Origin of the sequence: Pseudomonas sp. KBN10P06128 (genome assembly GCF_037574945.1) — a bacterium.
GTDB lineage: Bacteria > Pseudomonadota > Gammaproteobacteria > Pseudomonadales > Pseudomonadaceae > Pseudomonas > Pseudomonas aeruginosa.
The window spans coordinates 3,322,890-3,346,503 of sequence record NZ_JBBELR010000001.1; the positions used below are offsets into that span (position 1 = coordinate 3,322,890).

The 23,614-nt window shown below is 68.5% G+C and carries 15 protein-coding genes; 8 read left to right on the plus strand and 7 right to left on the minus strand.

The window, feature by feature from the left end; all coding sequences use genetic code 11:
- Positions 1-3 precede the first annotated feature (3 nt).
- From VQ065_RS15845 to VQ065_RS15870, 6 genes are all read left to right on the plus strand, one after another.
- On the plus strand, positions 4-1,812 hold the full coding sequence (locus tag VQ065_RS15845; protein WP_003088727.1) for an extracellular solute-binding protein: 1,809 nt from the start codon (positions 4-6) through the stop codon (positions 1,810-1,812).
- Between the two features lies 1 nt (position 1,813).
- Complete coding sequence (locus VQ065_RS15850; protein WP_003088729.1) at positions 1,814-2,887, plus strand: microcin C ABC transporter permease YejB; 1,074 nt, start codon at positions 1,814-1,816, stop codon at positions 2,885-2,887.
- A 1-nt stretch (position 2,888) separates the two neighbouring features.
- The gene (locus VQ065_RS15855) at positions 2,889-3,905 is read left to right on the plus strand and encodes an ABC transporter permease (protein WP_003088731.1); all 1,017 of its coding nucleotides are present in this window, start codon (positions 2,889-2,891) and stop codon (positions 3,903-3,905) included.
- Position 3,906: 1 nt separating this feature from the next.
- Positions 3,907-5,517, plus strand: a complete 1,611-nt coding sequence (locus VQ065_RS15860) for an ABC transporter ATP-binding protein (protein WP_014603791.1) — start codon at positions 3,907-3,909, stop codon at positions 5,515-5,517.
- 145 nt (positions 5,518-5,662) lie between these two features.
- The gene (locus VQ065_RS15865; RefSeq protein WP_003120247.1) at positions 5,663-6,844 is read left to right on the plus strand and encodes an aminotransferase class V-fold PLP-dependent enzyme; all 1,182 of its coding nucleotides are present in this window, start codon (positions 5,663-5,665) and stop codon (positions 6,842-6,844) included.
- Positions 6,845-7,046: 202 nt separating this feature from the next.
- On the plus strand, positions 7,047-8,270 hold the full coding sequence (locus tag VQ065_RS15870; protein ID WP_003088736.1) for a DUF2235 domain-containing protein: 1,224 nt from the start codon (positions 7,047-7,049) through the stop codon (positions 8,268-8,270).
- 19 nt (positions 8,271-8,289) lie between these two features.
- On the opposite strand, the gene VQ065_RS15875 is transcribed toward VQ065_RS15870, so the two are convergent.
- The 7 genes from VQ065_RS15875 to VQ065_RS15905 form a co-directional block, all read right to left on the minus strand.
- Positions 8,290-9,345: a copper resistance protein B gene (locus VQ065_RS15875; protein WP_003088738.1), complete on the minus strand. Its 1,056-nt coding sequence runs from the start codon at positions 9,343-9,345 to the stop codon at positions 8,290-8,292.
- Positions 9,342-11,201 (minus strand): copper resistance system multicopper oxidase, encoded by a 1,860-nt coding sequence (locus tag VQ065_RS15880; RefSeq protein WP_003088739.1) that lies wholly within the window; start codon positions 11,199-11,201, stop codon positions 9,342-9,344. The genes VQ065_RS15875 and VQ065_RS15880 overlap by 4 nt, the downstream gene beginning before the upstream one ends.
- A 148-nt stretch (positions 11,202-11,349) precedes the next feature.
- Positions 11,350-11,988: a YdcF family protein gene (locus VQ065_RS15885; protein ID WP_003088740.1), complete on the minus strand. Its 639-nt coding sequence runs from the start codon at positions 11,986-11,988 to the stop codon at positions 11,350-11,352.
- Complete coding sequence (locus VQ065_RS15890) at positions 11,985-12,653, minus strand: HAD family hydrolase (RefSeq protein ID WP_014603792.1); 669 nt, start codon at positions 12,651-12,653, stop codon at positions 11,985-11,987. Before VQ065_RS15890 ends, VQ065_RS15885 begins: the two co-directional genes overlap by 4 nt.
- Position 12,654: 1 nt before the next feature.
- Positions 12,655-13,818: an MFS transporter gene (locus tag VQ065_RS15895; RefSeq protein ID WP_003088747.1), complete on the minus strand. Its 1,164-nt coding sequence runs from the start codon at positions 13,816-13,818 to the stop codon at positions 12,655-12,657.
- Positions 13,819-13,861: 43 nt separating this feature from the next.
- Positions 13,862-15,586 carry a carbamoyltransferase family protein gene (locus VQ065_RS15900; protein WP_003088748.1) on the minus strand — a complete coding sequence of 575 codons (1,725 nt, stop codon included), beginning with the start codon at positions 15,584-15,586 and terminating at the stop codon, positions 13,862-13,864.
- 179 nt (positions 15,587-15,765) lie between these two features.
- Complete coding sequence (locus VQ065_RS15905) at positions 15,766-18,408, minus strand: TonB-dependent receptor (protein WP_003088750.1); 2,643 nt, start codon at positions 18,406-18,408, stop codon at positions 15,766-15,768.
- 275 nt (positions 18,409-18,683) lie between these two features.
- Between VQ065_RS15905 and fusA the strand changes: the two genes are divergently transcribed.
- The gene (gene fusA / locus VQ065_RS15910) at positions 18,684-20,792 is read left to right on the plus strand and encodes an elongation factor G (RefSeq protein ID WP_003088751.1); all 2,109 of its coding nucleotides are present in this window, start codon (positions 18,684-18,686) and stop codon (positions 20,790-20,792) included.
- A gap of 171 nt (positions 20,793-20,963) precedes the next feature.
- Entirely contained in the window at positions 20,964-23,558 is a 2,595-nt protein-coding gene (locus tag VQ065_RS15915) for a bifunctional diguanylate cyclase/phosphodiesterase (RefSeq protein WP_003088752.1), read from the plus strand.
- Positions 23,559-23,614: the final 56 nt, after the last annotated feature.

Sequence of the window (23,614 nt, forward strand, 5' to 3'; positions counted from 1 at the left end):
GCCATGCCCGGACGCATCCTTGTCTTCGCCTGCTGCCTGCTCGCCAGCCTGGCCCGCAGCGAACCGCGCCATGCCATCACGCTCTACGACGAGTCGGCGAAATACCCGCCGGGTTTCCAGCACTTCGACTTCGTCGACCCGCAGGCGCCCAAGGGCGGCAGCCTACGGCGGATGGAAAGCGGCAGCTTCGACACGCTGAACCCCTTCGCCAACCGCGGCACGCCGATCAGCATGACCCAGGCCGCGCTGATCTACGAAACCCTCGGCTTCCAGTCACTGGACGAGCCGTTCACCGAATACGGCTACCTGGCGCGCTACATCGAGAAAGCCCCGGACAACAGCTGGGTGCGTTTCCATATCGATCCGCGGGCGCGCTTCAGCGACGGCGTGGCGGTCACCGCCGAGGACGTGAAGTTTTCCTTCGACAGCCTGGTCGAGCAGGGCAGCCCGTTCTGGCGCGCCTACTACAAGGAGGTCCTCGAGCCGGTGGTGGAGGACCGCCTGCGCATCCGCTTCGACTTCCGTCATGCCGGCAACCGCGAACTGCCGCTGGTGCTGGCCCAGCTCTACGTGCTGCCCAGGCATTGGTGGCAGGGACGCGACTTCAACCGCAGCAGCATGCAGCCGCCGCTGGGCAGCGGACCTTACCGGCTGGAGAAGGCCGAGGCGGGGCGTTCGGTGAGCTACCGGCGCAACCCCGACTGGTGGGCTCGCGACCTGCCGGTCGGGCGTGGCCTGTACAACTTCGAGCGGATCCGTTTCGACTACTACCGCGACAGCGGCGTGGCCTTGCAGGCGTTCAAGGCCGGGCAGGCCGACATCAATGTCGAGACCAGCGTCAAGGCCTGGAGCAGCGGCTACGACTCGCCGGCCCTGCGCGATGGCCGGTTGCGCCAGGAGAGCTTTCCCTACCCGTACCCGGCCAGCCTCCAGGGCCTGGTGTTCAACCTGCGCCGGCCGCTGTTCGAGGACCGCCGGGTACGCCAGGCGCTGAGCCTGTTGTTCGACTTCGAATGGACCAACCGGCAGCTCTTCGGCGGTCGCTACAAGCGCCTGCGCAGCTATTTCGACAACTCGGAGATGGCCGCTCGCGGCCTGCCCGGTGCCGACGAACTGGCCTTGCTGGAGCCGCTGCGTGGGCAGATCCCCGAGGAGGTCTTCGGCCAGGCCTACGCTCCGCCGGTGAACGACGGCAGCGGCGATATCCATGAGCGCCTGGTGCAGGCCTACCGCCTGCTCGGCGAGGCCGGCTGGCATGCCGTCGACGGACGCCTGCTGGATACCGCCGGACGGCCGCTGCGCTTCGAACTCCTGCTCCAGGGCAAGGGCCTGGAGCGCGCGCTGCTGCCGTTCCAGCGCAACCTGGCGCGGATCGGCATCGATATGCGCCTGCGCCAGGTGGACGCTTCGCAATACATCGAGCGCATACGTGCGCGGGACTACGACATGATCGTTTCGAGCTTCTCCCAGTCCAATTCGCCGGGCAATGAGCAGTACAGCTTCTGGCATTCCTCCAGCTACGCCGATCCCGGCGGCTACAACCGCATCGGCCTGAAGGACCCGGCCATCGACCGGCTGGTGCAGGCGGTGGTCGAGGCCGACTCGCGGGCCGCCCTGGAAACCGCCGTGCGCGCCCTCGACCGGGTGCTGCAATGGGGCTACTACCTGATCCCGACCTGGTATTCCGACGAGGTCTGGATCGCCAGCTGGAATCGCTTCGGCCGACCGCCGCAGGCGCCGCGCTACAGCCTGGGGCTGAACACCTGGTGGGAAGTCCGCGAGCGGGCCGTGCCGAGCCGGGAGGCGCAGTGACATGGGCGGCTACCTGTTGCGCCGTCTGGCGCTGATCCTGCCGACCCTGCTGGGCATCCTGCTGATCAACTTCGCCATCGTCCAGGCCGCACCCGGCGGGCCGGTGGATCAGGCCATCGCGCGCCTGCAGGGCGTCGACGGCGGTGGCCCGCTGGGGCGTGGCGGGGAGGGTGGGCATGGCGCTCTGGAGCCGCAGCGCCACGGCGAGACCGGCATCGACCCGCAGCTGGTGGCCGCCCTGGAGCGCCAGTACGGCTTCGACAAGCCGCCGCTGCAACGGCTCTGGCTGATGCTGTCGAGCTACGCCCGGCTGGATTTCGGCGAGAGCTTCTACCGCGACGCACGGGTCGTCGACCTGATCGCCGAGAAGCTGCCGGTCTCGCTGTCCCTGGGCTTGTGGGCGACGTTGATCACCTACTTGGTGTCGATTCCTCTAGGGGTGGCCAAGGCGGTGCGCCACGGCAGCGCCTTCGACCTGTGGAGCAGCGCGTTGGTGGTGGTCGGCTATGCGGTGCCCGGCTTCCTCTTCGCCATCGTCCTGATCGTGCTGTTCGCCGGCGGCAGCTACCTGGACTGGTTCCCCCTGCGCGGCCTGGCTTCCGAGGGCGCCGAGCGCCTCGGCGCGCTGGCGCGCTTCGCCGATTACCTCTGGCACCTGGCGCTGCCGGTGGGTTCGCTGGTGGTCGGCGGCTTCGCCAGCCTGACCCTGCTGACCAAGAACAGCTTCCTCGACGAGATATCCAGGCAGTACGTCGCCACCGCTCGCGCCAAGGGCCTCAGCGAGCGCCGGGTGCTCTACGGCCATGTGTTCCGCAACGCCATGTTGCTGGTGGTGGCCGGGCTGCCGGCGGCGCTGGTCTCGGTGTTCTTCACCGGGTCGCTGCTGATCGAGGTGCTGTTCTCCCTCGACGGCCTCGGCCTGATGGGCTACGAAGCGGCGCTCGGCCGCGACTACCCGGTGGTGTTCGGCAGCCTGTTCATCTTCACCCTGCTCGGGTTGCTGGTGAAGCTGGCCGGCGACCTGGCCTACAGCCTGGTCGACCCGCGCATCGACTTCGCCGCGAGGAAACAGTGAGATGGCCATCGTCCTTTCCCCGCTGCACCGCCGCCGCCTCGCCGCGTTCCGCGCCAACCGCCGCGGGCGCCTGGCCCTGCTGCTGTTCCTCGTGCTGTTCGTCACCTGCCTGTTCGCCGAGCTGATCGCCAACGACCGCCCGCTGCTGCTGGAATACCGTGGCCAGTGGTTCCTGCCGGTGCTGCGGGACTATCCGGAAACCGCCTTCGGCGGCGAGCTGCCGTTCCCGCCGGACTACCGCGGCCGCTTCATGAGCGAACGCATCGCCCGCGACGGCTGGGCGCTGTGGCCGCCGATCCGCTTCGACGCGCGCAGCATCAACTACGCGCGCCCGGCGCCGGCGCCGCCCTCGGCGGAGAACTGGCTGGGTACCGACGACCAGGGCCGCGACGTGCTCGCGCGGGTGATCTACGGCCTGCGCCTGTCGATTCTCTTCGCCCTCGGCCTGACCCTGGCCTCGTCGTTGCTGGGAATCTGCGCAGGCGCGGTGCAGGGCTACTACGGCGGCTGGATCGACCTGTTCGGCCAGCGCTTCATCGAGGTCTGGTCGGGTCTGCCGATGCTTTACCTGCTGATCATCCTCGCCAGCCTGGTGCAGCCCGGGGTCGGCTGGCTGCTGGCGATCATGCTGCTGTTCTCCTGGACCAGCCTGGTCGACGTGGTTCGCGCCGAGTTCCTGCGCGGTCGTCACCTGGAGTACGTCAAGGCGGCGCGGACCCTCGGCCTCGGCGACGCCGGGGTGATGTTCCGGCACATCCTGCCCAACGCCATGGTCGCGACCCTGACCTTCCTGCCGTTCCTGCTCTGTGGCGCGGTGACCACCCTGACCGCCCTGGACTTCCTCGGTTTCGGCCTGCCGCCCGGCTCGCCGAGCCTTGGCGAACTGGTCGGGCAGGGCCGCGACAACCTCCAGGCGCCCTGGCTCGGGCTGACCGTGTTCGTGGTCCTGGCGACCTTGCTCAGCCTGCTGGTGTTCATCGGCGAAGCGGTGCGCGACGCCTTCGATCCGAGGACATGAGATGAACCGGGAACTGTTGCGAGTGGAAAACCTGAGCGTCGCCTATGGCGACACGCAGGTCGTGAAGGGGATCGACTTCAGCCTGCGCGCCGGCGAGACCCTGGCCCTGGTCGGCGAGTCCGGCTCCGGCAAGTCGCAGACCGCCCACGCCCTGCTGCGCCTGCTGCCGGGCGCGGCGCGCCTGGGCGGCAGCGTGCGCCTGGACGGCGAGGAACTGCTCGCGCTGTCGCCGCAGGCATTGCTGACGATTCGTGGGCAGCGCATCGGCATGGTGTTCCAGGAGCCGATGACCTCGCTCAATCCATTGCAGCGCATCGGCCGCCAGGTCGGCGAGGGCCTGCGCCTGCATCGCCGCCTGCGTGGCGCCGCGCTGCGCGGGCGGGTACTGGAACTGCTCGAACTGGCCGGCCTCGAGCAGCCGCGACGCCTGCTCGAGGCCTATCCGCACCAGCTCTCCGGCGGCCAGCGGCAGCGGGTGATGCTGGCCATGGCGCTGGCCTGCGAGCCGCAACTGCTGATCGCCGACGAACCGACCACGGCTCTCGACGTCACCGTGCAGAAACGCCTCCTGGAGCTGCTGCAAAGCTTGCAGCGACGGCTGGGCATGGCGATCCTGCTGATCAGCCACGACCTCAACCTGGTGCGCCGGGTCGCCGATCGGGTCTGCGTGATGCGCGATGGCCAGATCGTCGAGGAGAACGCCTGCGAGACGCTGTTCCGTTCGCCCCGGCATCCCTACACGCGCTTGCTGATCGAGGCCGAGCCGGGTGGCCTGGCGGAGCCGGTAGCGTGCCGCGAGACCTGCCTGGAGGTGCGCGCGCTGAGCCTCGACTACCCCGCGCCCGGCGGCTGGCTGCGCCGGCGCGCGGGACTGCGCGCGGTGCACGAGGTCAGCCTGCGGCTGCGCCGTGGCAGCACCCTGGGGATCGTCGGCGAAAGCGGTTCGGGCAAGTCCTCCCTCGGCCAGGCGCTGCTGCGCCTGTTGCCGGCCGAAGGGCAGATCCTGTTCCAGGGCGAGCGCCTCGACCGGCTGCACGGCAAGCGCCTGTTGCCATTGCGCCGGCAGTTCCAGGCGGTGTTCCAGGACCCCTACGGCAGCCTCAACCCGCGCCTTAGCGTGGAACAGATCGTCGGCGAAGGCCTGCGTATCCATGGCATCGGCGATGCCGGCGAACGCCGCGCGCGGGTGCTGGAGGCACTGCGCGAGGTCGGTCTCGACGAGCCTTGCCTGGAACGCTATCCCCACGAGTTTTCCGGCGGCCAGCGCCAGCGCATCGCCATCGCCCGCGCGCTGGTGCTGAAGCCGGCGCTGATCCTGCTCGACGAACCGACCTCGGCGCTCGACCGCAGCGTGCAGTGCCAGGTGGTCGAGCTGCTGCGTCGGTTGCAGCGTCGCCACGGGCTGAGCTACCTGTTCATCAGCCACGACCTGGCCGTGGTACGCGCCCTGGCCCACGACATCCTGGTGCTCAAGGACGGCCGGGTGGTGGAGCAGGGCAGCGCCGCTGCGCTGTTCAGCCAGCCGCGCCACCCCTATACCCGCGAGTTGCTCGGAGCGATACCCGCGCTGCGCCTGGAAGAGCACCTGCGGGTGGCCGGGCTGGGAATCTGAGGCGGGAAACCATGCTGACTCTAAGGATGTTCCGAAAGGTTCTTTCCAGACGCCCCGGCGCTTTTCTTAAGATCGGCCTGCGGGCCCGTCAGGGACAAGGAGCCATGTCGGCTTCCGGGTCCGTCCGATCGATTGGGGGAATGCGATGAGTTCGTTACCGTTGTACTTCGATTACGCCGCCACCACGCCCGTGGACGAGCGCGTGATCCGGGCCATGGTGGAGTGTCTCGGCTACCAGGCGTGTTTTGGCAATCCCGCGTCGAATTCCCATGCCTACGGCCGCCAGGCGCGGCGGGCAGTGGAGCGGGCCAGGGAGCAGGTGGCCGCGCTGGTCGGCGCCAGCGCCGGGCAGATCGTCTGGACTTCCGGCGCCACCGAATCCAACAACCTGGCCCTCAAGGGCGTGGCCCAGGCGCTGGACGCACCCGGCCACCTGATCACCAGTCGCCTGGAGCACAAGGCGGTGCTGGACACCGTGCAGCAACTCGCCGATGACGGCTGGAGCGTGACCTGGCTGGCGCCCGGCACCGATGGCCTGATCCGGCCGGAACAGGTGGAGGCGGCCTGGCGCGCCGATACCCGTCTGGTGTCGCTGATGCGGGTCAACAACGAACTCGGCACCCTGACCGACATCGCCGCCATCGGCGAACGGGTGCGCGAGCGCGGCGCGCTGTTCCACGTCGACGCGGCGCAGGCCAGCGGCAAGGTGGCGATCGACCTGGGCCGCCTGGCGGTGGACCTGATGTCGTTCTCCGCACACAAGACCTACGGGCCCAAGGGCATCGGCGCGTTGTACGTCGGGCCGCGCGCCGAGCGGCGGCTGAAGGCGCAGATCCACGGCGGCGGACACGAGCAGGGCCTGCGTTCCGGGACCCTGGCGACCCACCAGATCGTCGGTATGGGCGAGGCCTTCGCCCTCGCCGGCGAGCTTTTCGAGGAGGAGGGCAGGCGCATCGCCGGACTCCAGCGGCGTCTGCTGGAGGGGCTGGCGCAGATCGACGGCTGGCGCCTGAACGGCAGCGCCGACGCACGCATCGCGCATACCCTGAACCTGACCTTCGACAACCCGGCCTTTGTCCCCCAGGCACTGGAGTCCAGCCTGGCGGTGTCCAGCACCTCGGCCTGCAACTCGGCGCGGCCGGCGCCGTCCCACGTGCTTCTCGCCCTCGGCCACGATGCCGCCAGCGCTGGCCGCAGCGTGCGCCTGAGCCTCGGTCGCTACACCCGCGAGGCCGACGTCGACGCGGCGGTGGCCGCCCTCAAGGCCGCGGCGGATAGTGGCGCGCCGGCGTGGCAGCCGTTCCTCGGGGTATCCAGGGCAGGCTGAGCGGCCGGCTCGACCCGCCCTCGCCGAAGCCAGGGGCTGCGGATAACCGCGAAGCGGTTATTCGCCCTGCGGCTCCAGGGGCTTTTCGTCTTTGCCGCCATTTCCCGGCAATGTGCGCTTGGCGGATTATCCAGGTTGGGTATCATGCGTCGCCATTCCCATCCACCGCCGACGGAAGTCAGGCTTTGCCTGCGTGAGCCCAATGGACGATCTCTCCCCCGATTCCGCCTTGCCGCCTGCCGGCAGCGCCCAGGACAACGACGCGCCGCGCCAGTTGGTGGTCTGCATCGACGGAACCTCGAACCGCTTCGGCGACCAGCCGACCAACGTGGTGCGCCTGTACCGCTCGCTGTCGCGCGATCCGCGCAGGGTGCTGGCCTACTACGACCAGGGCGTCGGCACCTTCGGCCTGAAGGAAACCCTGTTCGAGTGGCAGAAGTTTCCCTCGCGGATCGCCGGCCTGGCCTTCGGCTGGGGGCTCAAGCGCAACGTCGAGGGCGCCTATCGCTTCCTCGCCGAGCACTACCGGCCCGGCGACCAGATATTCCTCTTCGGCTTTTCCCGCGGGGCCTACGCGGTGCGGGTGCTGGCCGCGATGCTGCGCGCGGTGGGCCTGATCGATGCGCACCAGCCGCACCTCTTCGACTACGCCTGGACCCTGCTCACCACCCGCATGCCGCCCCGCGACGAAGACAAGCGGGCCGGCACGCGTCGCCGCGGACCGGACTTCGGCCTGCTGGGACGCTTCCGCAAGGTCTTCGGCCGGCAGGTGAAGGTGCACTTCCTCGGCCTGTTCGACACCGTGACCTCGGTGGGCTGGGTCTACGACCCGCTGACCGTGCCGTATTCCTCGAACAACGAAATGGTCGACGTGGTCCGCCAGGCCCTGGCCATCGACGAATGCCGCTGCTTCTTCCGGCAGAACCTCTGGTTCGGCGAGAAGGACCGCAAGTCCGACGTGTTGCAGGTGTGGTTCCCCGGCATGCACTCCGATGTCGGCGGTGGCTATGCGCCGAAGGACTCGCGGCTGGCTCTGGTGGCCTTTACCTGGATGCTCGGCGAGGCGCTGGAGGCCGGCCTGCATGTCGACCCGGCGCGCAGCCGCGACCAGTTGCGCGCACGTTCGAAGCAGGGCCCGGACCCGACCGCGCCGATCCTGCCGGTGATGACCCGGCCCTGGCGCCTGGCCGAGTGGCTGCCGCTGCTGGTCTGGGACCGCCGCAGCGGCAACCGCGCCTGGCGCTGGTCGCGTGGCCGGCCGCGCTCGCGGCCGCTGGAACCGGTCGGGCAGGAAACCCGGGTCAAGCTGCACCGTTCGGTGCAGCGGCGGCTGGACGAATGCCCCGACTACCGGCCGTGCAACCTGCCAGCGCTGGAACGCTGCGACCTCATCGACGATTCGCCGTTGCTCGACGGCTACCGCTAGCGGCTGGCCGCGATCGCGTTCAGAACCACATGCGGATACCGGCGACGAAGCGCGCCTCGTCGTCGTCCTCGCCCTCGGCGCGGGCCAGGTCGGCGCTGTTGCCGTAGGAGCGGTTCCAGGTCACCCCGATGTAGGGCGCGAACTCGCGACGGATCTCATAGCGCAGGCGCAGGCCCAGCTCGCTATCGGCAAGGCCCGAACCGATGCCGCGGGCGGGATCGTTCCTGCCGTACAGGTTGACCTCGGCGCTGGGCTGGAGGATCAGCCGGTTGGTCAACAGGATGTCGTACTCGCCCTCCAGGCGCAGCGCGCTCTGGCCGTTCTCGCCGAGGAAGGCGGTGACTTCCGCCTCGAAGTCGTAGAGCGCCAGGCCCTGCACGCCGAACGCCGCCCAGGTCTGCGGCGAGCCGGGCTTGAAATCCTGGCGCACGCCGGCGACCAGGTCCCACCAGGGACCGATGGCGTGCCCGAACAGCGCCTGGACCTCGGCGTCCTCGGTCTTGCCGTCGAGCCGTTCGCCTTCGCTGCGCAGCCACAGGCGGTTGATGTCGCCGCCGATCCAGCCGCTGGCGTCCCAGGCCAGCGCGCTGCCGTCGTCGGCGTCCTGGTATTCCAACTGGTCGAGCAGGAAGAAGCTGTTCAGCGCGCTGTCGTGCACCTTGTGCCCCTCCAGCGGCGGAAAGGCGGCACGGCGGTCGGCCTCGGTCGGCACCGGGATCGGCGTACGGCTCTGGCTGGGCGCGGCCTGCGCCGGAGGTTGCCGCGCAGCGCGGCTCATCCCCGGCATCCGGCCATGGTCCATTCCCTGGTGCTCCATGGGCTGTGCCGGGGCGGGCGATGCGGTGCCGTGGTCCATCCCCGGCATCCGGCCATGCCCCATCCCCTGGTGGTCCATGGGTTTCGCCGGGGCGGAGGTCCTCTGGCCGTGGTCCATGCCAGGCATCGCGCCGTGGTCCATGGCCGAGTGGTCCATGCCATTGTCCTGCGCGGCCTCGACGGGATTCGGCAGGCCCAGCAGCAGACCCAGGGCGAGGGCACCGCCGGCCAGGCGGGCGGGTTTCGGCTGGCGGCTCATGCGTTGTCTCCTTCGTCTACCCGCACTTCGCGGAACATGCCCATCTCCATGTGGAACAGCAGGTGGCAGTGATAGGCCCAGCGTCCCAGGGCGTCGGCGGTGACCCGGTAGCTGCGGCGGGTGCCCGGCGGCATGTCGATGGTGTGCTTGCGCACTAGGAAATTGCCTTGCTCGTCCTCCAGGTCGCTCCACATGCCGTGCAGGTGGATCGGGTGGGTCATCATGGTGTCGTTGACCAGGACGATCCGCAGGCGCTCGCCGTAGGTCAGGCGTAGCGGCTCGGCGTCGGAGAACTTGATGCCGTCGAAGGACCAGGCGAACTTCTCCATGTGCCCGGTCAGGTGCAGCTCGATGGTGCGCCCCGGCTCGCGGCCGTCCGGGTCGGCGAAGCGGCTGCGCAGGTCGGCGTAGGTCAGCACCCGCCGCCCGTTGTCGCGCAGGCCGAGGCCGGGGTCGGCGAGCTTCGGTGTCGGCGTCATGGTCTGCATGTCGACCAGCGGGTTGCCGTCCTCCGAAGCCGGATGGGACTGCATCGGCATGGCGCCCATGCCCATCCTGGAATGGTCCATGCCGTTCATGTCCATGCCGGCCATCTTCGAATGGTCCATGCCATTCATGTCCATGCCGGCCATCTTCGAGTGGTCCATGCCGTTCATGTCCATGCCCGACATCTTCGAATGGTCCATCTCGCTGGCGGGCCTCGTCGCCGCGCCATGCCCCATGGCGCCGTGGTCCATGCCGCCCATGCCCATGTCGTCCATGCCGATCAGCGGGCGCGGATCGGGCGTCGGCACCGGCGCGCTAAGCCCTTCGGCCAGCGCCAGGGTGCCGCGGGCGTAGCCGCTGCGGTCCATGGACTGGGCGAAGAGGGTATAGGCGCGCTCGCCGCCCGGCTCGACGATCACGTCGTAGGTCTCGGCCACGGCGATGCGCAACTCGTCGACGCTGACCGGCTCGACGTGCTGTCCGTCGGCGGCCACCACGGTCATCTTCAGGCCGGGAATGCGGACGTCGAAATAGCTCATCGCCGAGGCGTTGACGAAGCGCAGGCGGAGCTTTTCGCCGGGGCGGAACAGGCCGGTCCAGTTGCCGTCCGGCGGCTGTCCGTTGAGCAGGTAGGTATAGGTGTAGCCGCTGACGTCGGCGAGATCGGTGGGACTCATCTTCATCTCGGCCCACATCTTGCGGTCGGCCAGGGTCGCGGCCCAGCCGTTGGCGCTGACGTCGTCGATGAAGTCGCCGACGGTGCGCTTGTGGAAGTTGTAGTAGTCGGACTGCTTCTTCAGCTTGGCGAGGATGCGCTGCGGCTTCTCGTCCGACCAGTCGCTGAGCAGCACCACGTAGTCGCGGTCGTAGCTGAACGGTTCCGGCTCGCGGGCGTCGATCACCAGGGCGCCGTAGACCCCGGCCTGCTCCTGTAGCCCCGAGTGGCTGTGGTACCAGTAGGTGCCGTTCTGCCGGACCTTGAAGCGGTATTCGTAGAGACCGCCGGGAGCGATGCCCTCGAAGCTGAGGCCCGGCACGCCATCCATGTTGGCCGGCAGAATGATGCCGTGCCAGTGGATCGAGGTGTCCTCGGCGAGGCGGTTGCGCACCCGCAGGGTCACGCTGTCGCCTTCGCGCCAGCGCAGGGTCGGGCCGGGCAGCGAACCGTTGATGGTCATGGCGGTGGCCGGCGAGCCGCTGAGGTTCACCGGGGTCTCGCCGATGAACAGGTCGAAACTGTCGCCGGCGAGCAGGTTCTGCTGGCCCGGCCCGGCCAGGGCCCAGGCCGGGGCGCGCCAGAGACCCAGTCCGCCGAGCAGACCGGTGGCGGCGAGGCCTTTGACGAAGGTGCGTCGCGAAGTTCTGTGCATCCGCTGGTTTCCACGCAGGTGGCAGGACGGACTGCGCGAGCCTGCGCAGCCGGGAGGTCGCGGCCCCGCCAGGGCGGTGCGGCGATGCGGACACCCTAGCGGCGCGCGCCTGTCGGCAAGCTGTGGGGAAGATTACAGAGCTGTCAGCTCAGCGCGGCGGGTTCACCAGGTGGCGGTCGAAACCCCGCGCCACCAGGCGTTCCCAGGCGTCCATGACCTGCGCCGGGATCGGGCAGGCGACCTGGAAGCCCAGCGCCGGGTAACGCATGATGCGGTCGAGGTCGCCAACCATCTCGTCGATCACCCCGAGTACGCCGACCAGGTTCGAGATGCCGTCGGGAAATGCGTAGTCGGGCGCATCCACGTGTCCCTCCAGCCCCGGCCAGCGGACCGGCAGGGTCAGCGCCACGCGGCGGATCGAGTTGGGCTTGGTGACGAAGGTCGCGCGGCGCAGGTCGGGGAACAGCTCGCGGGCGAAGGCGATGTTCTCGGCGAAGTTGGTCGCCCGCGGCTCGATCACGATGAGGCTGTCGCTTACCCCGCGTGCCCTGGCGTGGCGGGCGAACAGCTCGGCTTCCGGCTCGACCCAGAGATGGCGCGTCCAGTGCCCGGTGTTGCCGGTGAACAGCAGGCGTTCGGCGAGGCCGCGTTCGAGCAGTTCGCAGGCGTGGTCGCAGACCCGCAGGTCGTAGGAGCCGCATACCACCAGCAGTTCGCAGGGCACATGGCAGCGGCCCTGGCCGAGGAAGTCCCAGAGCAGCCGGGCATCTTGCAGGGTCGGGCTCATGGGACGCCAACGCTCCTCTCGCTGTCGGTCGTGGCGGGGTGCCGATGCTGGCAGTACAGCCGGTCGTCTTCGCGGACGATCCGCAGCTCGCGGAAATCCCGGACCGACCAGCGCGCGCCGGCGGCGAGCAGGCCGCTCTCCTCGCCGATCGCCACGCAGGTCGCGCCGGCGGCGCAGGCGGCCTGCACGCCGCTGAGGGAGTCTTCGAACACCAGGCAGCGCGACGGTGCCACGCCGAGCCTGGCCGCGGCCAGGCGGTAGCCATCCGGAGCCGGCTTGCCGTGGACCACGTCGTCGCGGCTGACCAGGGTGCGGAACGCCGCCTGCAGGTCGTGCTGGCGCAGCACGTGGTCGATGCGTGCCGGCCAACTGCTGGTGACCAGCGCCAAGGGCACGTCCAGCCAACGCAACTGGCGGATCACCGCGGCGACGCCGGGCAGCAGGGGACAGTCGGCGCCTTCCTCCAGCGCATCGACCCGTTGCTTGAGGATCCGCCGGCGCTCCATCGGCAGGTGGCCGAACAGATAGTCCAGGGTGTAGCCGCCCGGGCGACCGTGCACGTGGTCGCGCAGGCAGTCCGGGCCGAGCGCCACGCCCTGTTCGCCGGCAACCTGGCTCCAGGCCGCGGCGATGGCTTCGCGGGAGCTGATCAGGACGCCGTCCATGTCAAACAGAACGGCTGAAAACGCTAGTCGATGCATCTCGGGCACTCTGTAGGGCAAGCCAGACCAGGACCGCGCCGCCGAGGGCGAACAGCGCCATGATCAGATAGGACCACTGCGGCAGGCCTTCGTACAGCCAGCCGGCGGCCGGACTGGCGAGGCCCATGGGCAGCGCTACCGCCAGAGAGTAGTAGATCCCCTGGGTCAGTACCCGCGCGCTTTCCGGCGCGTGGTCGCGGATGTAGCGCATCACCGCGGCGTGGTAGGCGGCGAAGCTGAGGGCGTGCAGGCACTGGCCGAGGAGGATCGCGGCGAGATGTTCGCTGCCGGCCAGCAGGCCCCAGCGCAGCGCCGCGCAAAGGCTGGAGAAGAGCATCACCTGGAGCGCCGGGTGGCGGTCCAGGATGCGGTTGGAGACGGCGAAGAAGCTGATCTCGGCGATCACCGCCAGGCCCCAGAAGGCGCCGACCGAGAACGACGAGTAGCCCAGCGCCTGCCAGCCCAGCGAGGCGGTGGTGAAGTACAGCGAGTGGCTCAGCTGGATCATTCCCGCCGCGGCGATGGCCAGCAGCAGGCGGCGTTGCCGGAGGATCCCGCGCAGGTCGGGACGGCGCCTGGCGCCCGGCAGCGGCGAGTCCGGACGGCGCAGGCTGCGGCGACGGAGGAACAGGCAGGCCAGCGCGGTGAGCAGCATCGTCAGGCCGACCAGGGCGGGCACCAGTTGCTGGCCGAACCGACCGAGCAGCAGGCCGCCCAGGGTCGCGGTGAGGATGAAGGCCAGCGAACCGACCGCGCGTACCCGCCCGTAGTTCTGCAGGGCGGCCTTGTCGCGCTTGAGCAGGTAGGACTCGGTGAGCGGCAGCACGCTGGTCCAGAACGCGCCGTAGAGCACGCTCAGGGCGATGAACAGCGGCAGGCCCTCGGCCAGCTGGAACAGCAGGGCGCAGGCGCCGGCCAGGGCCGCCAGCAGGGTCGCCAGGCGCAACTGGTCGATGCGCCAGTCGGCCACGTAGGTCAGCGCCACCCCGGCGATCACCTGCGGCCAGTAGGCCGCGGCGATCAACAGGCCGATCTGGCTGGCGCCGAAGCCCAGGCTGGCCAGCCAGGTCGGCCAGAACGGATAGATCAGCCCCTCGGCGGCGAAGTAGCCGGAAAAGATCAGGTACATGCCGGTTCCCGCGTCGCCGTGCCGGTTCGCTGCGGTTTGCGCCTCACTCGAAGCGCGCCCTGGCGAAGGCGTTCTCGCCCTTGCGCCAGACCAGCAGGGACTCGCCCAGCACCACCAGGTCGACCATGCCGTCCTCCAGCGCGCCGAGGGCGTCCTGCGGGGCGCAGACGATCGGTTCCTCGTGGCGGTTGAAGGAGGTGTTGATCAGTGCCGGCTGGCCGCTGCGGGCATGCCAGGCATGCAGCAGGGCGTGCATGAACGGATCGGCCTGCGGCCGGATGATCTGTGGCCGCGCGGTGCCGTCGACATGCACCACCGCCGGGCAGCGCTCGCGGAAATCCGCATGGCAGTCGTAGGTCATGGTCATGTAGTCGGCCGCCACCTGGTCTTCACGCCAGCCAACGTAGCAAGCCTCGGCGTGTTCTACCGCGGTGACCGGGGCGAATGGCATGAACTCGGTGCGTTCCATGCGCTGGTTGAGCCAGTCGTTGGCGCTGGCATCGCCGGGATGGTAGACGATGCTGCGGTTGCACAAGGCGCGCGGACCGAACTCCATGCGGCCCTTGAACATGCCCAGCACCTGGTTTTCCCGCAGCGCTTCGACCAGCGTCTCGATCAGGTTGGCCGGCCGGCTGTAGGCCAGCTGCGGGTACTGGCTGGCGATCAGCTCGGCATTCTGCGCGGCGCTGCGCGCGTCCGGCCCGAGGGCCATGCTCGGCGCCGGGAAGCGCGTACCGTTCTCGCGATAGGCCACCGCCACCGCCGCGGCCAGGGCCAGGCCGCCGTCGCCCATGCAGGGCAGCACGTAGACATCGCGGACCCCGGGGATCTCGCGCAGGCGCTGGTTCAGCTTGACGTTGCCGAACACCCCGCCGGCCAGGCACAGGTTGGCGCAACCGGTGCGCGCCACGTGCTGCCGGGCGATGGCCACCAGCAGGTCTTCGGAGTGCCGTTGCGCGGCGGCGGCGACATCCGCCGGGCGTTCCGCCGCGCAGCGTTGCAGCAGCGGATCGCTGTAGCCGTCGTAGGAGGGCAGGTACAGTTCGCCGCAGCGGGCGCGCAGGCGGCCGTTCTCCAGGCGGATCATGTCGTTCATCAGCGGCAGCAGCTTTTCCGCGTCGCCGAACGCCGCCAGGCCGGTGATCTTGCCTTCGTGGCGGTTCGGCTTGAAGCCGAGCAGGCGGGTGATGCGCCCGTAGAAGTAGCCCAGGCTGTCGACGCTGGTCTCGCGTTGCAGGACCGTCTCGCCGCCGTCGGCGCGGTAGTGGGTGACGGTGAGCGACTGGAAGTCGCCGCGGCCGTCGCAGGTGAGGGTCAGCGCCTCGTCGAACGGCGAGCAGACGAACGCGCCGAGGGCGTGGCATTCGTGATGGTCGATGTACTCGACCTTGCCGCGCAGGCCGTTGGCGCGGACGAAGGCATCGAATTCGCCGCGCTTGGCCTTGTCGTTGGCCATCTCGTCGGCGATCCGCTTGCGCAGGTGCGGCAGGCCTTCGGGACGCTCGCGGGCTTCCTCGAGGACCCGGTCCAGGTAGAGGTCGAGGTGCCGCCCGGCGTCGAACCCGGCGTTCCAGCCGTAGGCGATGCGGTCGATGTCGGCCAGGTCGATGCCGGCCTCGCCGAGCACATAGTCGATGGAGCGGCTCGGCCAGGCCTTGTGGTCCTTCTGGCGGGTGAAGCGCTCCTCGCTGGCGGCGGCGACGATCGTGCCGTCGCGCACCAGGCAGGCGCCGGCCAGGTCGTTGTTGGTGATCCCGAGAATGATCATGCGGTGTCCTCTTGCGCGAACGGGTGGGGGGCGAGAGGCGTAATAGGTTGCATGGCGCCGGGGGCCCAACAACCTGCCAGATCTGGTCGCCTGCGAAATCTGGCAGGGCTACCGGATCTGGTAGCTGGACAGCCGTCGACGGGCTTGCCGGCCATACCGGCCGGGCGCCCGCGCCGGCATCAGAAGCTGTAGCTGAGGCGGCCGAACAGGATGCGCCCGTAGGGATCGGTGTAGCGCGGGTCGTAGCCGCTCTGGAAGGTGTAGGTCTGGTTGCTGAACGGCGGTTCGCGGTCGAACAGGTTCTTCACCCCGAGGGTCAGCCCCAGCGCGTGGCTGAGGCGGTAGCTGCCGGCCAGGTCCCAGAGGTTCCACGAGCCGACCTTGCCGTGGCTGGCGCGGTCGTAGTCGTTGTAGCCGCTGGTGTAGCGGTTGCTCAGGGTGGCCTGCCAGGCGTCGCGGCTCCAGGTGGCGTTGGCGACGTGCTTCCAGCGGGCGATCACGCCGACGCCCTGGAAGTCGCCGACGTTGTCCAGGTACTGGCCGCCGATCTGCTGCTGGAAGTCGTAGCGGGACACGTAGGTGCCTTGCAGGTCGAGCCCGAACTGCCCGTAGCGGCTGGCCGGGAAACGATAATCGAGGCTCAGGTCGACGCCGCTGGTCTTCACCTTGCCGAGGTTGGCCAGTCCGGTGACGACGTGATCGATCGAGCCGTCGGTCTTGCGCACGATGCGTCCGGCGTAGGCCTGCGGGTCGGCGAAGATCGCCGCTTCGGGAAACTCGGCGATCTGGTTGGCGATCCTGATCCACCAGAAGTCCAGGCCGACGGAAAGGTCGCGCAGCGGCTGGTAGACCAGGCCCAGGGTAACGTTGCGCGCGGTTTCCGGTCGCAGGTCGGTATTGCCGCCGGTGGCGTTGTAGAACTGCTGGGCGCAGTCGCGGTTGGCGATGCCGCCCTGGCTCGGCTGGCCGCCGGCGCACAGGCGCGGGTCGTCGTAGTTGGCGCTGGTATAGGTGGTGAAGGTCGGGTTGTACAGTTCGTACAGCGACGGCGCGCGGAAACCTTCGCTGTAGGCGCCGCGCAGGACCAACTGGCGGAACGGCTGGAAGCGGAACGAATATTTCGGATTGCTGGTGCTGCCGAAGTCGCTGTACTTGTCGTGGCGGATCGCCGCGCTGAGTTCCAGGCTGTCCAGCACCGGCACGTTGAGTTCGGCGTACTGCGCCTTCAGGTTGCGCTCGCCGCTGACCGTGGCGGCGGGATCGACGCCGAGGCTCTGCACGTTGCCGGCGAAGTCCCGGATGTCCTGGTGGAACGCTTCCTTGCGGAACTCGCCGCCCAGCGCCAGGGCCGCCGGCCCGGCGCCGAACCAGTCGCCGATCTCCCGGCTGGCGCGGGCGTCCAGGCCCTTGACGCGGCCGACCGAGGTACGGAAGTCGCCGCTCAGGGCATGGCTGCCGAGGTAGGCGAGGCCGGCGTCGGTCTGCGGCCCGAACGGGTTCAGCGTCCCGTTGGCGATGCCGAGGGCGGCGGCGCGATCATCGACGTAGCCGCTGTGGATATGGTCGACCACCTTGTTCTGGTTGTACGAGGCGCCGATATCGTAGTCCCAGCCGGCGAACCGGCCGTCGAAGCCGAGCAGCAGGCGCTGGCCGGTGTTCTGCGAGGATTGCAGGCGTGGCCCGAGCACGCTCTGCCGCCAGTTGACCTCCACCGGCCGGCTCGGGTCGAGGACGAAGCCGCCGGGACCGGGAGTGATGCCGTTGCCGGGATAGAAGGCGGTGCCGGGATCGATCTGCAGGCCGGTGAGGGTCCCAGGGCCGACCTGGGTAGCGTTGTCGTTGCGCGACCAGAAGTACTCCAGGCTGACGTTGTGCTCGTCGGCCAGCTTGCCGGTGGCGCGGCTGAACACCGAGGTCTTCTCGGTTTCCGGCACCAGGTCGAGGTAGCGCCACAGGCTCTGCCGGCAGATGCCGTTGCGCGGGATCAGGTCGGCGCCCTTGCAACCGCCGGCGGCCAGCGGATTGCTGGCGTTGGCGCCCTGGCTCCAGTTGCCGGGGAAGGCGGTGCCGGAGCTGTAGTCGAGGCCGCGTCCCGGCTGGTAGTTGTAGGTGTAGCCGCGGTCCTTGGCGCCGAGGCGTTCCTGCTTGTCGTAGTTGGCCACCGCGAAGACATTGAAGCGATCCTCCTCCAGCTCGCCGAAGCCCCAGCTAGCGCTGACGTTGCGCTGGTTGCCGCCGCCGTCCTGGGTGGGGGAGGCGTAGCCGCTGTCGACGCGGCCTTCGTTCAGGCTCTTGCGGGTGATGAAGTTGATCACCCCGCCGATGGCATCGGTGCCGTACAGTGCGGAGGCGCCGTCGCGCAGCACCTCGACCCGGTCGATGGCGGCGAAGGGAATGGTGTTGAGATCCACGGCGGAGCCGTCGATGGCATTGTTCGCCAGACGCCGGCCGTTGAGCAGCACCAGGGTCTTGTTCGCGCCGATCCCGCGCAGGTCGGCGAACGAGGCGCCGCCGGTGGCGCTGCCGACCGAGCGACTGGAGTTGTATACGCCCTGGTTGCCGGAAAGCCGGCCGATCAGTTCCTCGGTGCTGGTCACGCCCTGTTGGCGCAGCTCCTCGGCGCGCAGGACGCTGATCGGCACCGCGGTTTCCGCATCGACCCGGCGGATCGCGCTACCGGTCACCTCGATTCGTTGCAACTGGACCGTGGGCGGGTCGACAGGCGCCTGTCCCTCCGCCGCGGCGGCGCTGCCGGGAGCGAGCTGCAGGGCCAGCAGCAGGGCGGCGCCCAGCGGCGGGTCGGTGTGGAGCGATCGGTGCATGGTCGGGGCATCCCTTGTTCCGGTGTGTCCAGGGATGTCCGTCGAGCCGGGGGATTTTCCAGGGACGGCTTAGACCTTTGCGCCATGAGTTTATGTCCGCTGGGAACAAGCCCGGCCGTCGCGCCTTTCGTCGGCGGGCCGGAGCGGCAGAACCAGTTCCCTCTGCCGAGGTCGAAAAGCAGGCGTCGCGGCGGTGCTGTGGCGTCCTTTCTTCAGCTACATTTTTCTTTCAGCAGTCGTTCCCATCATCCAGGGCAGCACCCAAGGGGCAGATCATGGCTCGCACCACTCCCATCGAGCTTTATCGCAACATCGGCATCGTCGCCCACGTCGACGCCGGCAAGACCACGACGACCGAGCGGATCCTCTTCTACACCGGCGTCAACCACAAGATGGGCGAGGTCCATGACGGCGCGGCGACCATGGACTGGATGGTCCAGGAGCAGGAGCGCGGCATCACCATCACCTCGGCGGCGACCACGGCCTTCTGGCAGGGCTCGACCAAGCAGTTCCCGCACCGCTATCGCTTCAACATCATCGACACCCCCGGCCACGTCGACTTCACCATCGAGGTGGAGCGCTCGCTGCGCGTGCTCGATGGCGCGGTGGTGGTGTTCAGCGGCGCCGACGGGGTCGAGCCGCAGTCCGAGACGGTCTGGCGCCAGGCCAACAAGTACCATGTGCCGCGCCTGGCCTACGTGAACAAGATGGACCGCCAGGGCGCCGATTTCCTCCGCGTGGTCGCGCAGATCAAGCAACGCCTGGGCCATGTCCCGGTGCCGATCCAGCTGGCGATCGGCGCGGAGGAAAACTTCAGCGGGCAGATCGACCTGGTGAAGATGAAGGCCATCTACTGGAACGATGACGACCAGGGCACCAGCTACCGCGAGGAGGAGATCCCGGCGGAGTTGCGGGCGCTGGCCGAGGAGTGGCGGGCGCACATGGTCGAGGCCGCCGCCGAGGCCAACGACGAACTGATGAACAAGTATCTGGAAGGCGAGGAACTGAGCATCGAGGAGATCAAGGCCGGGCTGCGCCAGCGGACCCTGGCCAACCAGATCGTACCGGCGGTGCTCGGCTCCTCGTTCAAGAACAAGGGCGTGCCTCTGGTGCTCGACGCGGTGATCGACTATCTCCCGGCTCCGTCGGAAATCCCGGCGATCAGGGGCACCGACCCGGACGACGAAGAGAAGCACGACGAGCGCCATGCGGACGACGACGAGCCGTTCTCGGCGCTGGCGTTCAAGATCGCCACCGACCCCTTCGTCGGCACCCTGACCTTCGCCCGTGTGTATTCCGGGGTGCTGACTTCCGGCGATGCGGTGCTCAACTCGGTGAAAGGCAAGAAGGAGCGGGTCGGGCGGATGGTGCAGATGCACGCCAACCAGCGCGACGAGATCAAGGAAGTGCGCGCCGGCGACATCGCCGCGCTGATCGGCATGAAGGACGTGACCACCGGCGACACCCTGTGCGCCATCGACAAGCCGATCATCCTCGAACGCATGGACTTCCCCGATCCGGTGATCTCGGTGGCGGTGGAACCGAAGACCAAGGCCGACCAGGAGAAGATGGGCATCGCCCTGAGCAAGCTGGCCCAGGAAGACCCGTCGTTCCGCGTGAAGACCGACGAAGAGACCGCGCAAACCATCATTTCCGGGATGGGCGAGTTGCACCTGGACATCATCGTCGACCGCATGCGCCGCGAGTTCGGCGTCGAAGCCAATATCGGCAAGCCGCAGGTGGCCTATCGCGAGACCATCCGCAACACCTGCGAGATCGAGGGCAAGTTCGTCCGCCAGTCCGGCGGCCGCGGCCAGTTCGGCCATTGCTGGATCCGCTTCGCTCCGGCCGACGAGGGGCAGGAAGGCTTGGAGTTCCACAACGAGGTGGTCGGCGGGGTGATTCCCCGAGAGTTCATCCCGGCGATCCAGAAGGGCATCGAGGACCAGATGCAGAACGGCGTGCTCGCCGGCTACCCGCTGATTGGCCTGAAGGCGACGGTGTACGACGGCTCCTACCATGACGTCGACTCCAGCGAGATGGCGTTCAAGATCGCCGCCTCGATGGCCACCAAGCAACTCTCGCAGAAGGGCGGAGCGGTGCTCCTGGAGCCGGTGATGAAGGTCGAGGTGGTGACCCCGGAGGACTACATGGGCGACGTGATGGGCGACCTCAACCGCCGGCGTGGCCTGATCCAGGGCATGGAGGATACCCCGGCGGGCAAGGTGATCCGTGCCGAGGTCCCGCTGGGCGAAATGTTCGGCTATGCCACCGACGTGCGCTCGATGTCCCAGGGGCGCGCGAGCTACTCGATGGAGTTCGTCCGCTATGCCGAGGTACCGGCCAGCGTGGCCGAGGCGATCGTCGCCAGGCAGGGCCGCTGAGAGCCGCCGCGCGCCGCCGAGGCCAGCGGCGGCGCGCGCCTTTCCGGGAGCGGCAGCCGCATCTCCGGCGCCGATGCGCTTGCCAAGCGGGTTTTTTGACGCCCCCTGGATGCTTAACTATAAGACAGTGACCAAGGCCCGCACCTATACGGTCACAAGGATGGCGAATCGATGCTTGCTTCAGCGATTGCCAGCGGTACCGCAGTCTCCCAGGTCTCCAAGCATCTCCTAATGTTCCTGGCCGCCCTTTTCCTCGCCCTCGGTGCATGCGGCTGGGCGATCCTGCACATCGCCAGGCAGCAGGACGACATCGCCATCGAGCAGAGCCATTTCTACGTGGAAAAGGCGCTGCAGAATCGCCGGGAAAATTCCGAGCAGTTCTCCACCACCTATTCGTTCTGGACCGACGCCTACGTCTATCTGGGAAACCGGGTCGACGTGGACTGGGCCTTTACCAAGAACAACCTCGGCTCGGTGCTCTACACCACCAACGGCTACGACGGCGTCTTCGTCATCGACGACCGTGGCACTCGCTACGCCATGCTCGAGGGCGAGCTGTCCGAGCGCTCGCTGGCCGACTCGCTGGGCGCCGATGCCGGAGACATCCTCAGCGCCGCCCGCCGCGCCGCGGTGGACGAGGCGGCGATCAGCCGCTACGTCGACTTCGACGGCGCACCGGCGATCCTGGTCGCCTCGGCGATCAAGCCCACCAGCGATCATGCGCCCATCGACCTGGACAAGGCCTCGGTGATGGTCTTCGTCGACCGGCTGACCCCGGCGAAGCTGGCCAAGCTCGGCGGCGACTACGGCATCGCCAACCTGCACCTGCTGGCCGGCGGCGCGGCGGGCGACAAGGAAAGCCTGGCCCTGGAGGGCACTCCCCATCGCCTGGCCTGGGTGTCGTCGCGTCCGGGTAGCGCCATGCTGCGGGAGACCGCGTTGCCGCTGCTGGGAATCTTCGTGCTCGCCGCCGGGCTGCTGTTCTGGCTGAGCCGCAGCGCCGTGCTCAACGCTCGCGCGGTGGATCGCCAGCAGAAGGTCCTGAAACGCAGCAACCAGGCCCTGCTGGCCAGCGAGGAACGTTTCAAGTCGATAGCCGAGGCGGCCTCGGACTGGATCTGGGAAGTCGATGGGCATTTCGTCTTCACCTATCTCTCCGTGCGCTTCCGCGACGTCACCGGCTACCAGCCGGAGGCCTGGATCGGGCGGCGGCTGGACGAGTTGCTGGATAGCGATACGGTGAACATCGTCAAGTGGCTGGAAGGGCTGCCCGATGCCGGTGCGCCGTCCAGCCTGGTCTGCGCTTTCCGCGACAGCCAGGGCCAGGCGCGGGTCGGCAAGCTGAGCGCCAGCGCGATCCGCAACGGCGTCGCCAGCGGCTATCGCGGCACGGCGGCCGACATCACCGACGAAGTCGAAGCCCATGCGAAGATCCAGCATCTGTCCCTGCACGATGCCCTGACCGGCCTGCCGAACCGCAACAAGCTGTTCCAGTTCCTCGAACGCCTGCTGGCGGAAAAGGCTGGCAAGTCGCCGGTAGCGGTACTGATGCTCGACCTCGACCGCTTCAAGCCGATCAACGACCAGCATGGCCATCCCGCCGGCGATGCGGTGCTCTACGCCATCGCCGAACGGCTGCGCGCCTCGACCCGCGACCAGGACATGGTTGCCCGGCTCGGCGGCGACGAGTTCGTGGTGGTCAGTACCCACGTGTCGTCGAAGCTGGAAATCGAGAAGTTCTGTAGCCGGCTGATCGACGTGATCAACCGCGAGATCGCCTACGAAGGGCACAGCTTCCATGTCGGCGCCAGCATCGGCGTGGCCCTGGCGCCGGAGCACGGCGGCGATCCGCGCGGCCTGCTGCGTTGCGCCGACGTGGCGATGTACGAGGCCAAGGCCGCGGGGCGCAATACCTGGCGTTTCTACTTGGAAGCGATGGACTCCCATCTCGCCGAGAAGAAGCTGCGCGAGACCGAGTTGCGCGCCGCCTTGCAGAACGGCGAGTTCGAGTTGTACTACCAGCCGCGCTTCCTGGCGCAGGAACAGACGATCGCCTCGGCGGAGGCGTTGATCCGCTGGAACCATCCGCACCGCGGGCTGATCGGCCCGGACGAGTTCATCGGCCTGGCGGAAGAAAGCGACCTGATCGTGCAGATCGGCAACTGGGTGCTGCGCGAGGCCTGCGCCACCGCCGCCTCCTGGCCGGGCGAGGTGATGGTCTCGGTGAACGTGTCGCCGGCGCAGTTCATGACCGGCGATATCGTCTGGCAGGTGCGCGAGGCGCTGCGCCTGGCCCACCTGGATGCCCGCCGGCTGGAGCTGGAGGTGACCGAGAACGTCATGCTCAACGATGTCGACGGCGCGCTGCGGACCATGACGGCCCTCAAGGAACTGGGCGTCCGCCTCAACATGGACGACTTCGGTACCGGCTATTCCTCGCTCGGCTACCTGCGCACCTATCCCTTCGACAGCATCAAGATCGACAAGCGCTTCGTCGCCAGCATGGAGAAGACCGGGCGCGACCGTTCGATCGTGCAGGCCATCATCAATCTCGGCAACGCCCTGAACCTGCGGGTCACCGCCGAGGGGGTGGAGACCGAAGGGCAGATGCATATCCTGCGCGACGAGCAATGCCACGAACTGCAAGGATTCCTGCTCAGCCGGCCGCTGGATGCGCACGGCCTGCGCGACCTGCTGGCGCGCGAGGCGGGGCAGACCCAGGCGCCACAGGTTTCCGCCGAGGGCCATGCTGCGCGCCGCCCTTGAGCGGGGGCAGAAGAGACCACGCGGAGCCTCAGCGGCCCTCGGTTCAGCGAACGCCC

Bases quoted from the DNA above. Each gene is read 5' to 3' on its own strand.
- VQ065_RS15900 (WP_003088748.1), bottom strand. From the start codon at position 15,586: ATGATCATTCTCGGGATCACCAACAACGACCTGGCCGGCGCCTGCCTG.
- VQ065_RS15895 (WP_003088747.1), bottom strand. From the start codon at position 13,818: ATGTACCTGATCTTTTCCGGCTACTTCGCCGCCGAGGGGCTGATCTAT.
- VQ065_RS15870 (WP_003088736.1), top strand. From the start codon at position 7,047: ATGGACGATCTCTCCCCCGATTCCGCCTTGCCGCCTGCCGGCAGCGCC.
- VQ065_RS15860 (WP_014603791.1), top strand. From the start codon at position 3,907: ATGAACCGGGAACTGTTGCGAGTGGAAAACCTGAGCGTCGCCTATGGC.
- VQ065_RS15855 (WP_003088731.1), top strand. From the start codon at position 2,889: ATGGCCATCGTCCTTTCCCCGCTGCACCGCCGCCGCCTCGCCGCGTTC.
- VQ065_RS15850 (WP_003088729.1), top strand. From the start codon at position 1,814: ATGGGCGGCTACCTGTTGCGCCGTCTGGCGCTGATCCTGCCGACCCTG.
- VQ065_RS15885 (WP_003088740.1), bottom strand. From the start codon at position 11,988: ATGAGCCCGACCCTGCAAGATGCCCGGCTGCTCTGGGACTTCCTCGGC.
- VQ065_RS15880 (WP_003088739.1), bottom strand. From the start codon at position 11,201: ATGCACAGAACTTCGCGACGCACCTTCGTCAAAGGCCTCGCCGCCACC.
- VQ065_RS15905 (WP_003088750.1), bottom strand. From the start codon at position 18,408: ATGCACCGATCGCTCCACACCGACCCGCCGCTGGGCGCCGCCCTGCTG.
- VQ065_RS15865 (WP_003120247.1), top strand. From the start codon at position 5,663: ATGAGTTCGTTACCGTTGTACTTCGATTACGCCGCCACCACGCCCGTG.
- VQ065_RS15845 (WP_003088727.1), top strand. From the start codon at position 4: ATGCCCGGACGCATCCTTGTCTTCGCCTGCTGCCTGCTCGCCAGCCTG.
- fusA (WP_003088751.1), top strand. From the start codon at position 18,684: ATGGCTCGCACCACTCCCATCGAGCTTTATCGCAACATCGGCATCGTC.
- VQ065_RS15890 (WP_014603792.1), bottom strand. From the start codon at position 12,653: ATGGACGGCGTCCTGATCAGCTCCCGCGAAGCCATCGCCGCGGCCTGG.
- VQ065_RS15915 (WP_003088752.1), top strand. From the start codon at position 20,964: ATGCTTGCTTCAGCGATTGCCAGCGGTACCGCAGTCTCCCAGGTCTCC.
- VQ065_RS15875 (WP_003088738.1), bottom strand. From the start codon at position 9,345: ATGAGCCGCCAGCCGAAACCCGCCCGCCTGGCCGGCGGTGCCCTCGCC.